Raw genomic sequence first — 13,950 nt, 5'->3', positions numbered from 1 at the left:
AGTTCAATAATTCTAATTAATCAAAAAATGAAAAAGTCATATTTACAGTGGTTTTTTGTGTTGGGAATGGGTGTGTTTTTAAGCGCATGCAGTGATGACAAAACCGTAGATCCGGGTACAGATCCTGTTGAAGTTACCGAGTCAAGATACGTGGTTGCGTCAACACCGATTGGTTCTTCCGGCGTGGCCGATTATCTGCTTACCACAAGCGATCTTTCACAAGGAACGATCAGTACGGTAGGAAAAGGAATTGAGCAGGATGGTTCATACCGTTATTATATCACCCATAAAAACAAGTTTTTCAGTTTGTTGTATGGCCAGGGAAATCCTGGTGCGGTTACCACTTATGCACTTGATGAAAAAGGAGAATTGGTAAAAACTTCTGATTTTCAAAGTGAAACGGTTCAGGTATTTGCCACTGCCGGAGATGACGTTTTGATTATCAAAGTGCCAAGAAGCGGGAATGAAAGTTCTTCATGGTTCAGAATCAATGCAGATCAATCTAAAATTGTTGCCGAAGGACAGGAAAATATCGTGAAACTTGCTGGAAACGGAGAACGCGCACATTTTACCGGAGCAACGCAGGTTGGAGACAAAGTTTTCGCTCCATATATGAGTATCAAAGGTGCTGCGCCGGATGTTTTTGGAACTGCATATCCGGACAGCAGCTGGATTGCCGTATTCTCTTATCCGACTATGAAGCTTGAAAAAGTGATTAAAGACAACAGAACAAGTTTCATTGGTTCATATTTCAACAATGGATTGGCTGTGGATGAAAACGGCGATGCTTATGGATTTTCACCTGCTTCTGCAACAAACAGCGGTGCGGCGTCATCTACAAAACCTTCTGCCTTTGTAAGAATTAAAAAAGGAACTACTGAGTTCGATCAAAGCTATTTCTTCAATGTACAGGAAAAATCAGGCGGTTATCACATTGCTAATCAGACTTATCTGAGTAAAGGTAAAGTGCTTTTGTACATGTATGGAACGGTAAATACTGCCACAGGAAATAAAAGACTTGCCATCGCAGATCTTTACAACCAGACTTTTACCTGGGTTACAGGAGCTCCGGAAGCGATCGCTTCTTCCTCTGCTTCTTACAACAACAATACTGTTAGCGCGGATGGAAAAACAGTTTACGTAGGAATTAATACCGACGCAGGAAGCTGGGTTTACGGAGTTGATATTGCTGCGGCAACTGCAAAACAAGGTTTGAAAGTTGAAGGCGGTGCAATTACGGCCATCGTAAAAGTGAAATAACAGCATATTTATTAAGGTTAGGCAAAGCTTGTCCACTTCTTCGGGAGGGATAAGCTTTGTTATTAACGAAATCCGTTTAGCGCACACATTCTATCATTCACTCATTCTATCACTCTGTCATTCAATCTTTATATTATGACAACTTTTAAAAAAGTCAACAACTGGCTCCATTTATGGCTTGGCCTTATTTCCGGAATCATCGTTTTTATCGTTTGCATCACAGGCTGTATCTGGGTTTTCAACGAAGAGATTGAAGGTTTGCTCGAACCGGAAACTAAAATTGAAAGACAGGATAAAGCGGTTATCATGCCATCTCAATTAATGAAAATTGCAAAGGCAACATATCCAGATGTGAAGGTTTCTTATGCCAATTACCAGCAGGGCAGAGCGATAAATCTGGGCTTGGGTGAGCGTCGTGGTCCTAATATTACACTAAAAATTAATCCATATACAGGCGAGATAATCAGTAAAGACGTTCATAAAAAAGGCGAAACCAGCTTTTTTCGATGGGTACTTAACGGTCACCGTTTTCTCTGGCTGCCGTTTGAAATCGGGCGTCCGATCGTCAATTATGGAACTTTGGTTTTTGTAATACTTTTAATAACGGGACTGGTATGGTGGTATCCAAAAAAATGGACAAAAAATACGGTCGATAAAAGTTTTAAAATAAAGTGGGGTGCTTCCTTCAAAAGAGTAAATCTTGATCTGCACAATGTCCTTGGTTTTTACTCCCTGCTATTTTTGCTGGCCATTGCGATGACGGGAATGGTTTATGGGATAAAATGGTACAGCCAGGGTTTGTATTGGGTGACAACGGGGAAATCACTTCCGGGTAGAGACAAGGAAATTTCTTCGGATTCTTTAATGGCAGGCAAATTTTATACACCGCAGCAGGCAATGGATAAGGCCTGGATTAAAGTGATAAGTGAAAATCCGAAAGCGGAGGGTTTTTATTATAGTTTCCCCGATACAGCGAAGGCAAAATCTTCAATATATGTAACGATCTATCCCAACAGCGGTCAGTTTTACAATAACCGCAGTTATTCATTTGATCAGCATACTTTGAAAGAATTGCCAAAAGATGAAGTTTTTGGGGCTGCTTATGAAGGTGCGGCATTTGGAACAAAACTCCGGAAAATGAATTATGATATTCATGTTGGAAGTATTCTTGGCTTCCCGGGAAAAGTACTGGCTTTTCTTTCCAGTCTGATTGGTGCAAGTTTGCCGGTAACGGGTTTTCTGGTTTGGTGGGGACGTAAAGGTTTTGGGAAGAAAGGCAAAAAGGATGCTAAAAAAGGACAAAAGTCGCAAAGCAAAAATATCACGGATAGACAGGAAAACACTGTGTCAGCAGCCAGACCAAAATTCAAACCTGGCGTGGTCAGAAATGCTGGTGTAAGCGAAAAAAACACAATCGATTCCTCTTCATCGGTTTGATCGAAAACTTGCAAATTTGGTATTAACTCATTGATTTAGAAAATTGTACTGAAATACGTAATTGAGTAATATTTATTTCGAACTTAGACTTAATAAATAAATGATTTAGTTTTGTTCCTGCTGAATTTGAAAAGTGCCGTGTGAATTGTAATGCCATGAAAAATAATTTTAATAAGTCATCTGAATTTATAAATGAAACCAAAAAGATAAAAAATACTGATTTCCCTCTGCATGAATTGGGCGGGGACTTTTTTGCTATGAGTAAAATTGAGGAAAGTAATGAGCATTACTTCAATGGAATTCATCGTCATGATTTTTATGAATTTCTTTGGTTTACAGATGTCAAACCGAGACAGGTACATTATATCGATTTTATAAAATATCCGATTCACCGCAATCAGTTATTTCTGCTTCTTCCGGATCAGGTCCATAATATCGACAAGCAGGATAAGGTTGGATACCTCTTTGCAATTTCGAACGATTTTTTTGAGCGGCTGATTGCCGGCGATATTTTTAAGTTATTTTACTATTCGGTTAATTTTTCAATCATTGTTCCGGATTCACAGGTTTGCCTGTTTCACAAGTTGATTGATTTGATTCAACTTGAATATGACGGCGAAAAACGTCCGGCCATTTTGGAATCCTATCTTCGGAGCTGGTTTTTACATTGTATTGAATTCCAAAAAGAAGCTAAAAAGGACGGGAACGCGGATAGCAGAATGAATCTGCTTATGGAATCCGTTGAAACCCATTTCAAGCAACAAAGAAGTGCCGCTTTTTATGCGAATGAACTATCACTTAGCGCAAAAAGGCTGAACGAATTATCAAAAGATACTTTTGGTAAAACAATTAACCAGATCATCAACGACCGTCTGATCCTTGAAGCCAAAAGAGAGATCAGCTGCTTTGACAAATCAATTAAAGAAATTAGTTACGAGCTGGGGTTTTCTGAACCATCTTATTTTACGCGGTTTTTTGGAAAGCAAACAGGACATACGCCGGAAGATTTTAGAAAGAAAACGGGAGATGTGATCCGCTGAGGAAGTAAATAAATATAAAGTCGCTTGACACAAGCCCTTTTTTCATGCTGTCAATTACATGTTCAAAATCCTGCCGGGTTGCATTTCTGCTGCTCATTAATGTCGCTTCCCGTTTGTGAAATTCGGGATGACTGAAACTGATTTCTCCCTTTTGCAAACCAATCAGCGCGTAAGTTCCGCCATGTGCCAGATAGGCGAAAGCAGTGTTGATGGCCCGTAAATTTGCTGTTGCATCAATAATAATCGTTGGCATATCACTGCTGGTAATCTCACTTAATCTTTCAGCTGCGTTTTCAGTAAGCGTATTGATTGTATGGGTTACACCTATCCCGCAGATTGTTTTGGTTCTTCGAATTCCTCATAGGAAAATTCTCCCGGAGTAATACAGACAAGAGTTTTCATTGAGGGTAAGTATCAAAATTTAAAATGGAAATGGCTGGTCGACTTTAAGGCCAAAATTAAAGATAGTTATATTCATACAATGACTTTTTTAACATTTTCACGTTTAAGAATCCATAGGCACACACATTTATTCTTTTTGTAAAGAAAATGAACAGAGATGATACACTTTGGAAAGGAATACTTGAAAATTTATGCGAGGATTTCCTGAGATTCTTTTTTCAGGATGCTGACAACGTGTTGAATATTGAAAAGGGATTTAAATTTATGGATAAAGAACTGGAACAACTTTTTCCATCAGAAGAAATCGAAGCACCGAAGTTTGTAGATAAACTGGTAAAAGTATTTACGAAAGCAGGAAAGGAAGAATGGATTCTGGTTCACATTGAGGTTCAGGGATATAACGATAAGAATTTTTCGAAAAGGATGTTCACTTATTTTTATCGTATTCTGGATAAGTATGGCAAACCTTTAACCGCCATCGCCATTTTTACAGACAGGAATAAAAGATATCACCCCTCGGTTTTTGAATATGAATTTCTTGGAACTAAAAACACCTTTTCGTTTAATACCTATAAAATAATCGATCAACATGAAGCTGATTTAACCAAAAATGAAAATCCGATTTCGGTTGTAATTTTAACGGTGCTTTTGGCTTTAAAAAGAAAGAAATTGAATGACGAAGATCTTTTCAATTTAAAATATATACTGGCGAGAAATTTGTTGAAAAGAAAAATTGAAAGAAAGAAAATAGATGATTTGTTAATCTTTTTACATCAATACCTAAGGTTTGCGGATTCAGAATATAGTATTAAATTTGATAAGGTTATTGAAGAATTAACTGAAAATAAACGAAATATGGGCATACGGGAAATGGTGCTTGATAGAGCTAAGCGAGAGGGGAATAATGCAGGAAAAAAAGAGGGAAGAGAAGAAAGTCAAGTTAGCATTATTAAAAATTTACTTCTATCAAATCGGTTTACAACTCAGGAAATAGCCAATTTTACTGAGGTTACGGAAGGTTTTGTTTTAAATGTGATGAAGACTATGAATTTGTAATCAGGTGATTTAAATAAACGGAAAGAGGATAATTCAATTCGGTATGACTTAAACTTCTTTTTACTAATTGGGATCTAATCGAAATGGAATAATGGGCATAAAGGAAATGGTGCTTGAGAGGTGTAGGAAAGAGGGGAGAGAAGAAAGTCAAATTAATTTTGTTAAAAAACTTCTTTTGGCCAAAAGATTTACAACTAATGAAATAGCCACTTTCGTAGGAGTTACGGAAAGTTTTGTTTTAAAAGTGATGAAGAGCCTTAATAAATAAAAATACTATTTTTTAAAACGGAAAAGCCGATTAAATCATTTTATAGTGATTTAACCGGCTTTTCCGTTAATTAAGCAATCTTATTTTACAACCACTTTAAGTGATTTCTTTTCATTATCACTGGTTTCCAGTTGAAGGAAATATACACCAGAGGTTAATGTTGCAGCAGGTTGAATGAACAAAGTCTCCTGACTTTCAGTCTTCTGCGCATTAACTTTAATTTCAACACCTAAACTGTTGTACAATCTCACAGAAGTATTTCCGGCATTTGAAGCGGTTACGGAAAAAACGCCGTTATTCGGATTAGGGTATACAAAGGCGGCTTGTGTTAATCCTTTCACAGATACACCAATGATTCTGGACAAATCGGTCGTACCATCTGTGTCACGTTGTTCCAGGCGATAGTAATAAATCTGACCTGTTTTTACGTCTGCATCTGTAAACTGGTAAGAAGATTTGGCAGATGTTGTGGCATTTCCGGATACATAACCAATTTTTTCGAAAGTGTTTCCGGTTGTGCTTTTTAGTATATCAAATCCTGCGTTATCCTTTTCATTCGCCGTCTCCCATTTCAATACAACAACTTGATCAACTGATTGTCCGGTGAAAGAAATATAATTAACAGGTAACGGCTTAGTCAGATTTAATCCGATTAAAATCGGGTCGTGGTCAGAAGCCCGAAATTGATCGGCGCTGTAAAGACTGGAAACCTGATAGGTACTTTTGAATTCTGTATTATAATCCAGCACACTTGGTTCGTCCGCATTGATGTGCCATTTTTCAGCACCGGTAACTTGTGATTGTAATGAACCTGTCGCAAGTGCATGATCAAGCGAGCCAACCTGGCCGTCAAAAACATAGGAATAAGATGTTACTGGAAGTAAATTATTATATCCCGCAGTTGCAAGTCTTGTAATCGGATCCTCTTTTGCATAAGCATTTAAATCTCCCAAAATGAGATAATCTGTATCCGTAGTTCCGGTCGGTTTTGTTGCAAGCCACGCAATTAAATCTTCGGCCTGGCGTGTACGTGTCCCATTTGAACTTCCCTGCCCGTCACCCGTATCTGTATCTCCGGCAGCACCAGCACTTGATCCTTTGGATTTGAAATGATTAACAACAATTGTGAAAATTTCGTCATTTGAAATTTGTCTGAACGTCTGAGCCAATGGATTACGACCAACCAGATTAAATGCAGCACTTGTTGAAAGTGTTGTTGGCGAACCGACAGGAGCTACTTTACCAATTTTATAAATAATCCCAACGGTAATTGCATCAGTCGCAATCGATCCCGGATTCACATAGGTATAAACGTTACCACCAGCTTCCGTATTTAAGCCATCCACAAGATCGGCCAATGCTGCTGTTGGCGTAGCTCCATTGTTTTGCAATTCCATCAAACCCATCACATCTGCTCCTGAACCGGTAATGGCTTTTATAACCTTTGTCCTTTGTCTGGTTAATTCCTCAGCGGTATTTGCGCCGCGAAAATCTGTGCCGCTTGCATTAAGATCAAGCGATGTAAAATAATTGAGCACATTAGCACTTCCAACTTTTAAAGTAGCTGAGCTTCCAACAGATGGAGGTGTTACCGGACGAACGTTAGCTGCTGTAAAATTAACGCCCGTCGCGGTTTGAATTCTGTATCCTTCCAGACGTTCATCCAGAATTCCCGTGACATTACTCACTTCATCTCCGCCTCTTAAAGTATTTGTTGCGCTTACTGGATTTCCTCCACGACCGAAGATAATCGGATCAGGATTTTGCCTTCCGCTTCCGTCATCAAGAATAATTTTGCGTTTTGCTATTTCTGCTAAATAAGCTGAGTAACCTGCCACACTCGGAGCGCTGAATTGTGTAAACTGGTCAAGTCTGGCATCTGTACCGGCAAGATTGCTGGCACCATCAGCGGCTAAAACAACTTGACCGTAACGGCCCAGTTGAAAATATTCTGTCACAGCCAGATTGCCCGTTGTAGCACTCAGATTTACCAGCATACCTTCATAACGTTCCAAATCTGAAACATTGGTTACCGGTAGTTTTATATAAGTGACAGTTGGCAGAGGAGCCGTTCCGATTTTTGTAAAACTTGTCAACGTTTTTAATTCCGTCAAACTCGTTGTAACACCACTCGTAGTGCTTACAAAATCTGTAACTGTCCCTGTGATATTAACTTTGTCGCCTTCGGTAGGTGTTACCAGTCCAATTGGATCTGCTGCGACATTGTAAACGAAAATTCCTTCCGAAGTTGCCGGATCTGAGTCTGCATCAGCATCTTCTTCCTGAACATAAAATCCACTCAAACCATTTGTTCCCAAAAATGTGCGGGTCACAATACCTTCAATTGTTTGTACACCTGTCAGCGCTGCCGAGCTGCCGCTTCCCTGGATGTTATGAATTAAAGTGGCAACCAGTGGCGTTGTGCCCAGGGTGACAATTTCACTACGGAATTTTTTGAAATTATTTTGTGACAAATCTTTTGCCGCTGTTGCATCACCATAAAAATCGGCATCGCCATTATCAACCAAAAGCTGAATCTGGCTTGTGCTGGTCAAATTGGCAGGAACATCAACAATGGACTCAAAACTTCCGTTAACATTTAATACGGTCAGATTTGCAGAACGTAATACCGGTGCATCGGCAGGAATTCCTGTCCAGGTGTATAACCTGAAATCCTTTGGTGCAATACCGGTTGCTCCATCCGACGGTCCAGCAATGATCAGATATTCTCCCGTACTATTTTTCTTAATTTCACGAATTCCTCGCCCACCAAGATTAAGTTGAATTGGCGTACCGAAAGTAGCGGGCCCGGTAGTAGGATTCCCGCTAACCAGAGAAGTCATATTAGTCCATGGAATGATCAGTGCACTGTTACGGGATGAAACCGGTTCAATGGGTCCGCGGAAAGCAATGTAGCCCGTTGTTCCATCCGGAGCAATTGTTAATCCTTCAATATTAAAACCATCAAGAGCAGGATCTTCCGGTATTTTTCCTGTTGCTGCACTGGCAGTCAAACCGAGAGCATTTGCGTTAGCAGCATCCCAGGCAAGTAAATCCGTTTTTAATCCGTCATATCTTCCAACATAACTTAATGTTGCTGATGCACCGGTTCCGGAAAGATCCGTGGCAAAAAGTCTGCTGCGGTTAGGTCTGTTTTTTCCTTCGGAGGAATTTCCGTGTGATCCTAACCAAAATATCCGGTTACCGATTTTTACGGATGATTCAATATCAACTTCGCGAGCCAAACCTCCTGACAAATCGGTAAGACCTAATGAAGAAGTATAATCAAAACCATTGACTGGTAAACCAGAATTTGTTCTGTTGTAAAGTCTTAAAACCTGATTTTCATCATCAGCAACTAAAACATAATTTTCATCCACCGCCTGTGCGGTAGAAGCATCGCTAACCTGTGTTAAAAATCTGGTTGTAGCAGGACTGCCTGAAGCAGCAGATGCAGCATATTTTATGACATATGAGTCGGATAATGAGCCATCTGAAACAGTAATGGTAATGTCGCTGTAACCAACAGCAGCAGGAGTTATTTTAAGATTACGACTGTTGCCAGTTCCTGAAATTATCAGGTTAGCATTTGGCACCACAGTTGTATTACTACTTGATACAGTCGCGACAAGTAAGCCAGCTGCTGTTTCAACATCACTGATATTAAACTCCAAACCAATTGTTTTCGCCGGATCGGTCGGATCATTAATAACACCACTTACAAAAGCCGCAGGTGTTGCAACCGGACTTGCATCCGGAATGCTCAAATAGGCCGTAGTTTTTTCAGGATCAATCACGGTTTCATTGTCAGCCAGAATTACAGGAGCATTTGCATTCGGAGCTCCGTCATTATCTGTAATTGTAATATTCTGAGAAGATGGCAAGCCAATTGTGAGACCCGTGGATGGATTTGTTAACGTTACAATAGCAGTTTCTGTACCTTCATCATCCGAGTCATCAATGATGGTAAATGTTGCAGTACCGGAAGTTTGCCCGGCAGGAATTGTTATTACAGAAGAACTTAAAGAGTAGTCAGAAGTTGTGATACCTGTCCCTGTGACTGAAATTGTAACTGTTTGATCCGTTGTTGTAGTAGCTGTGGAAGTTGCAGTAATGGTGACAACGGTCTGACTAGCCTCAGATGCCGTAGCAGGATTTACAGATAAGGTTACAGTTGGGCCACATGAAGTCAAAGGCGCATCTGTATTTGAAATTGTAATTGCTGTTGTGCCAGTGGCGGGGTTTACGGTATTAACTGATCCTGTTGCCCATGTTCCGTCGTCATCGGTTGCACAACCCACAACATTTCCGGTAGTAACACTTCTTTGTTCAATTCTTCTAACTCCATTTGGCAAAACATTTGGAATAATTGCATTCCAGCTTCCTGCCGCTGTGGCGTAACCGCTTACTACACTGGCTACCGTAGCACCGGTTGCTTCCACTGGTGCAATAAATAAAGGTCTGCCCGTTCCAATTGTATTATCGTAAATAGCGACTAGATTTTTGGCTGTCGCGGAAGAAGTTTCTTTAATAAATGATCCGGTATTGGCCGTCTGGGCGGTTCCATAGCCTAAAACTTTAATAGAAGTATCCAGAACATTGCGGAATAAAATGGTTCCTGTTGAACTGGCTATAACTATGACAGGATAAATATCGTTACCAGCAGTGAAGCGGGCATTTCCTGTATTTACAAAACCAAACCAGCCGGTGTAGTTTCCAGTGCCATCGGTTGTGAAAGTTTCATAATTACCAGCGGATGTGGTAGATGCGCCAGATGAATACGTATAAGTTGTACCGCTCGCGCTGATCATCAGTGGGTTACCCGCACCAGGATTTGTCCCGCCAAAATCAGTTGATATGGCGCCGCCTGTAAAGTATCTGTAAAGCGTGTTTGCCGTCAAGCCAGTTACTGTCGCTCTGAACATAACCGGCAAGCGGGTTGAAGTTCCACTTGACATGTACTGTGGAGTAAGGACGGATATGAACCCGCTTTGTGTAACAGCCTGTGCTTGTAGATTTTTAAAACCTATCAAGGAAAACAGGAAGATCAAAAAAGCATTTTGGACTGCCCGTTTTATCCGGCGGGTACAAATCGCATTTTCTTCTGTAAAAATTCTCTTCATTTCTTGTTTAAATTAGTTGGATTAATAATGTAGGATTTCAAAAGGAGCAGGGTAGGTCAATCAAAAAGAAGACGGATCAAAATTCTGGCAAATCTTCTGATATAGGTCCAGATTCCTGGTGAAGATTGTGTTACGATTTACCGACGAAGGAAATATTGGGATAATATGTTCGCAGAGTGTTGCCTGTAACCAGTTTTGGCCTCGCAGCCTAAGGCTAGTTTGCAGTATTATTTTACTGGTTTTGATTGATTTAAATCTGTGATAGAACCAAGCTGGAAATCCTTAATTATTTGATTGAATTCCGCATAACAAGGCCAATAAAATAGAAAGATTTTATGCTGGCTTTGGAGTTTTGCCGGGCGCGATTATGTCATCAACTGATGCTCCTTACGCATCTTCTGTTTTGAAAAACATATCGACTCCGTGGCGAATGATTGTGATTCTTGAAGGCGAAAGTATGATTAACGAGGTGTCCAGTTTAACGGCACCAGATTTTGAAGAAGGAGGGAAAAAACTAAGCGGTTATATTGTTGGAAAAAAAACAACCCTGCTGATATACGTCAACAGGATTATTTTTTGAAATTAAATTATTCACTCCATGGTGAATGTAAGATACAGTCACAGAAGTTTTTACGGTGAAAATTCGGGATCATATAAGCACAAACATCAGCTTTTATATTGCCAAAAGTTGTCTCAGTCTTATGTTCAAAACCCGAGAAAAATGTGGGGATAATATTCTTCTTGAAATCATTACGCGGAAATGCGGATATGATTTCCATACGATTTGCTTCACTCAGATTTTCATAACCTTCACCCATCACATCCAGCCCGACGCCAGAGTACATCAGCGCGACTTCCGCCTCCTTATGTTCAGCAATGCCAATTGTTGTGTGCAGCGCAATCGTGTCCCAAACAAGTTGCAGCGATTCTTTTGGCAAACCGTGGCTTTTTAAAAAATCACGCGCCGCATTAGCCCCGTCGACCTCAAAACGTAAATCCGAACTGCTGTAATGAGAGGTCAGGCCAAGATCATGGAAAATAGAACTTACGTATAATAATTCGGCGTCATACTGCAATGCATTTCTTTTTCCGTTCAAAGAAGCAAAAAGGAACACGCGAAGCGAATGATTATAAATGAACTCAGTACCGTGTTCAAGTAAAAGTTCTGTGGCCTGCGTGGATATGACGCTATCGGGAATTTGAATTCCGGCTACGGATTTTAATTTATTAACTGACATATTACTAATGATTTAACTGATTTGTTTGACATTAATTTCATGTACAAAATTAGTTAAGTCAGAAGCAGCAGAGAATGTCAAATCCGGTTGATCACATGCCAATTTTTACAAAACCAACCCGGTATAGCTGGGGAGAAAATTGCGTATATTTTTTGAAAAAATGGCTGAATTGTTCAGCAGAATTGAAGTTAAGTTCGAAAGCAATTTCTTTAACCGGCTTGGCGCTGAATTGTAAAGCCCGTTTTGCCTCCGTTATAATTTGCAGACTAATAATATCTTTTGGCCCCTTATTACTATTCCGCTTACAAATTTCCGAAAGTTTTCTTGTTGAAATATTCAGTTTTTCAGCGAAATCTGAAACGTCATGTGTTTTGTGAAACTGACTTTGTACAAGTTCCAGAAACTGCCGGTAAATCTGCTTTTCAAAATTATCATAAGCGTTCGTTAATGATGCATTGAGATTAGCCGTTTTGATCATGATTATTTTCAAATAAGCAGCCATCGCGTCCTGTTTATTGATATAATCTTCATTTTGATATTCCAGTAACAAAATATTAAACAATAAATCCATTTCCTGATATCCGGATGTCGGCACAGGAATGTTCTGATTTTCAGAAACATTATTGAACAAAACCGCCTTGCAGTTATTTGCACTTGCCGGTGTTTTTTCCCAGAAACAATCTCCAAAAGATAATTCGTAACCTGTTACAGCACTATGTTCAGAAAAGGAAAAAATCTGTTCTTTTGCCAATAAAAATATTTCACTGCCAGAAACGGGATAGGCAATTTCATCAATATAAAGTATGCCGCTTCCGTTTTTTATAAGTAAAATACGGTGATATTTTAGCCGAACAGGAATCTCAGTGACCGTAGTTTGATTATCTAATAAATTAATTGAAAATGAATCTTTTATATCATTTTCAACCTTTACTTGTAAGGAAATCGTATTTAACTGTTCCATTCGTTTTGTAAAATTAACCAGCGATAACTGCTCTTTTCAAAAATGCCCCGATAAAGCTTCCTGCAAAAGTCAAAACGCAGCTTCCATATAAACTGAAACTTTCCACTTCCTGACGACCAGCATTTTCAGGAAGATCGGTAAATAAAAAATAACCTGCTACCAATAAAATACATTGAAAAATAGCCAGAATCCAGCCTTTAACCGGTTCAACAATACCTATTGAAATGGCTGAAAAAACTGCAAGTAAAAACGGCAAATGAATACCATCCGATTTTTTGATGATGACGATCACCAAAACACTGGTTGCAATAATCAGGACAGAATTTATAGCCAATCGCTTGTCCAGAAATGGTTCTTTTGGCTTGGTTGCAACTGGGCTGGCTGTTAGTTTTTGCTTCAAAATGTCACTTTCTTTCAAAAAGTCTTTTTGCGCTTCGATATCCCTTCCAAGCGCCTGATACGTCAACCCGCGCCAGTGGTAAGTCGATTCATGCTCATCGCCGTCATATAAAACCGCTTTGTCAAAAGATTCCAGCGCATCCCTCAGTAACTGACCTTCAAATTCAATTTTACCCTTTTCCAGATGTAGTGGCGACAATGTTCCATCATAACTCAGGCCGGTAATCAAATCATTTTTGGCGGCAGCAACATTACCAAGTTTTTTGTAACAAAGTGCACGGTATAGATAGGCGAAACTGGATTTTGGTTTTGCCTTTATTTTCTGGTCGAAATATTCAAAAGCTTTTTCGATTTGTGATTCATTGTATAGCTTAATTCCTTCCTGTAATCCGGCGGCTTCTTTCTCAGATTTGGTTCTCAAATCCGCATAATTCCGCAAATAATATATGTAGCCGACCAGTGAAACAACAACCAGAAATTCGAGCATAAAAATAGATGATTAATACCGGGCACAAATTACTTATAAAAATCTTTGAGCCGTAAACCTGTAATGGACAAATAACGCTTAAAGATAAAAATCAGTTTACTGTCGGCGAAATTGGCGCTATTGTACTGATTAACGACAAGTATTGTTAAAGAAAGTTAAACAGGCTTCCGTACGTCAGTTCGTTAACTTTTTTTAAGAAGAATTGGTACGACAAAAAGTATTGATTTCAATAGTTTTGATCCATCAAAATAATCTATCTAATAACAGAGTCGTGATAAT

The 13,950-nt window shown here is 39.4% G+C and carries 9 protein-coding genes and 1 pseudogene; 5 read left to right on the top strand and 5 right to left on the bottom strand.

Translation table 11 applies throughout. From position 1 onward, the window contains the following. The first annotated feature begins 27 nt into the window (after positions 1-27). The 3 genes from IEE83_RS15120 to IEE83_RS15110 all read left to right on the top strand — a co-directional run bounded on the left by IEE83_RS15120 (position 28) and on the right by IEE83_RS15110 (position 3,737). Positions 28-1,260 (top strand): DUF4374 domain-containing protein, encoded by a 1,233-nt coding sequence (locus IEE83_RS15120; protein ID WP_194121380.1) that lies wholly within the window; start codon positions 28-30, stop codon positions 1,258-1,260. 135 nt (positions 1,261-1,395) lie between these two features. Continuing rightward, a complete protein-coding gene (locus tag IEE83_RS15115; RefSeq protein ID WP_194121379.1) occupies positions 1,396-2,697 on the top strand; it encodes a PepSY-associated TM helix domain-containing protein in 1,302 nt (433 codons plus the stop codon). 155 nt (positions 2,698-2,852) lie between these two features. Next, positions 2,853-3,737 carry a helix-turn-helix domain-containing protein gene (locus IEE83_RS15110; protein ID WP_194121378.1) on the top strand — a complete coding sequence of 295 codons (885 nt, stop codon included), beginning with the start codon at positions 2,853-2,855 and terminating at the stop codon, positions 3,735-3,737. 28 nt (positions 3,738-3,765) lie between these two features. Here IEE83_RS15110 and IEE83_RS15105 read toward each other — a convergent pair. Continuing rightward, positions 3,766-4,065: pseudogene (locus IEE83_RS15105) on the bottom strand (zinc-binding dehydrogenase); the annotation flags it as partial. 221 nt (positions 4,066-4,286) lie between these two features. Here IEE83_RS15105 and IEE83_RS15100 point away from each other — a divergent pair. Next, positions 4,287-5,195, top strand: a complete 909-nt coding sequence (locus IEE83_RS15100; RefSeq protein WP_194121377.1) for an RpnC/YadD family protein — start codon at positions 4,287-4,289, stop codon at positions 5,193-5,195. Positions 5,196-5,543: 348 nt separating this feature from the next. Here the strand turns inward: IEE83_RS15100 and IEE83_RS15095 are convergent, their stop codons facing one another. After that, entirely contained in the window at positions 5,544-10,586 is a 5,043-nt protein-coding gene (locus IEE83_RS15095; protein WP_194121376.1) for an ExeM/NucH family extracellular endonuclease, read from the bottom strand. Between the two features lie 367 nt (positions 10,587-10,953). Between IEE83_RS15095 and IEE83_RS15090 the strand changes: the two genes are divergently transcribed. Then, positions 10,954-11,166 carry a hypothetical protein gene (locus tag IEE83_RS15090; protein ID WP_194121375.1) on the top strand — a complete coding sequence of 71 codons (213 nt, stop codon included), beginning with the start codon at positions 10,954-10,956 and terminating at the stop codon, positions 11,164-11,166. Positions 11,167-11,173: 7 nt separating this feature from the next. Here the strand turns inward: IEE83_RS15090 and IEE83_RS15085 are convergent, their stop codons facing one another. The 3 genes from IEE83_RS15085 to IEE83_RS15075 form a co-directional block, all read right to left on the bottom strand. Next, entirely contained in the window at positions 11,174-11,824 is a 651-nt protein-coding gene (locus IEE83_RS15085) for an HD domain-containing protein (protein WP_194121374.1), read from the bottom strand. A gap of 91 nt (positions 11,825-11,915) precedes the next feature. After that, a complete protein-coding gene (locus IEE83_RS15080) occupies positions 11,916-12,785 on the bottom strand; it encodes a helix-turn-helix domain-containing protein (protein ID WP_194121373.1) in 870 nt (289 codons plus the stop codon). 13 nt (positions 12,786-12,798) lie between these two features. Beyond that, positions 12,799-13,671: a tetratricopeptide repeat protein gene (locus tag IEE83_RS15075; RefSeq protein WP_194121372.1), complete on the bottom strand. Its 873-nt coding sequence runs from the start codon at positions 13,669-13,671 to the stop codon at positions 12,799-12,801. Between the last annotated feature and the right edge of the window lie 279 nt (positions 13,672-13,950).

The sequence above is a fragment of the Dyadobacter subterraneus genome (assembly GCF_015221875.1).
GTDB lineage: Bacteria > Bacteroidota > Bacteroidia > Cytophagales > Spirosomataceae > Dyadobacter > Dyadobacter subterraneus.
The sequence above is the reverse complement of the archived record's forward strand: the minus strand, read 5'-3'. Positions and strand labels throughout refer to the sequence as shown.

Excerpts from the sequence above, each read along its gene's own strand:
- IEE83_RS15120 (WP_194121380.1), top strand. The coding sequence starts at position 28 with ATGAAAAAGTCATATTTACAGTGGTTTTTTGTGTTGGGAATGGGTGTG.
- IEE83_RS15115 (WP_194121379.1), top strand. The coding sequence starts at position 1,396 with ATGACAACTTTTAAAAAAGTCAACAACTGGCTCCATTTATGGCTTGGC.
- IEE83_RS15110 (WP_194121378.1), top strand. The coding sequence starts at position 2,853 with ATGAAAAATAATTTTAATAAGTCATCTGAATTTATAAATGAAACCAAA.
- IEE83_RS15100 (WP_194121377.1), top strand. The coding sequence starts at position 4,287 with ATGAACAGAGATGATACACTTTGGAAAGGAATACTTGAAAATTTATGC.
- IEE83_RS15095 (WP_194121376.1), bottom strand. The coding sequence starts at position 10,586 with ATGAAGAGAATTTTTACAGAAGAAAATGCGATTTGTACCCGCCGGATA.
- IEE83_RS15090 (WP_194121375.1), top strand. The coding sequence starts at position 10,954 with ATGTCATCAACTGATGCTCCTTACGCATCTTCTGTTTTGAAAAACATA.
- IEE83_RS15085 (WP_194121374.1), bottom strand. The coding sequence starts at position 11,824 with ATGTCAGTTAATAAATTAAAATCCGTAGCCGGAATTCAAATTCCCGAT.
- IEE83_RS15080 (WP_194121373.1), bottom strand. The coding sequence starts at position 12,785 with ATGGAACAGTTAAATACGATTTCCTTACAAGTAAAGGTTGAAAATGAT.
- IEE83_RS15075 (WP_194121372.1), bottom strand. The coding sequence starts at position 13,671 with ATGCTCGAATTTCTGGTTGTTGTTTCACTGGTCGGCTACATATATTAT.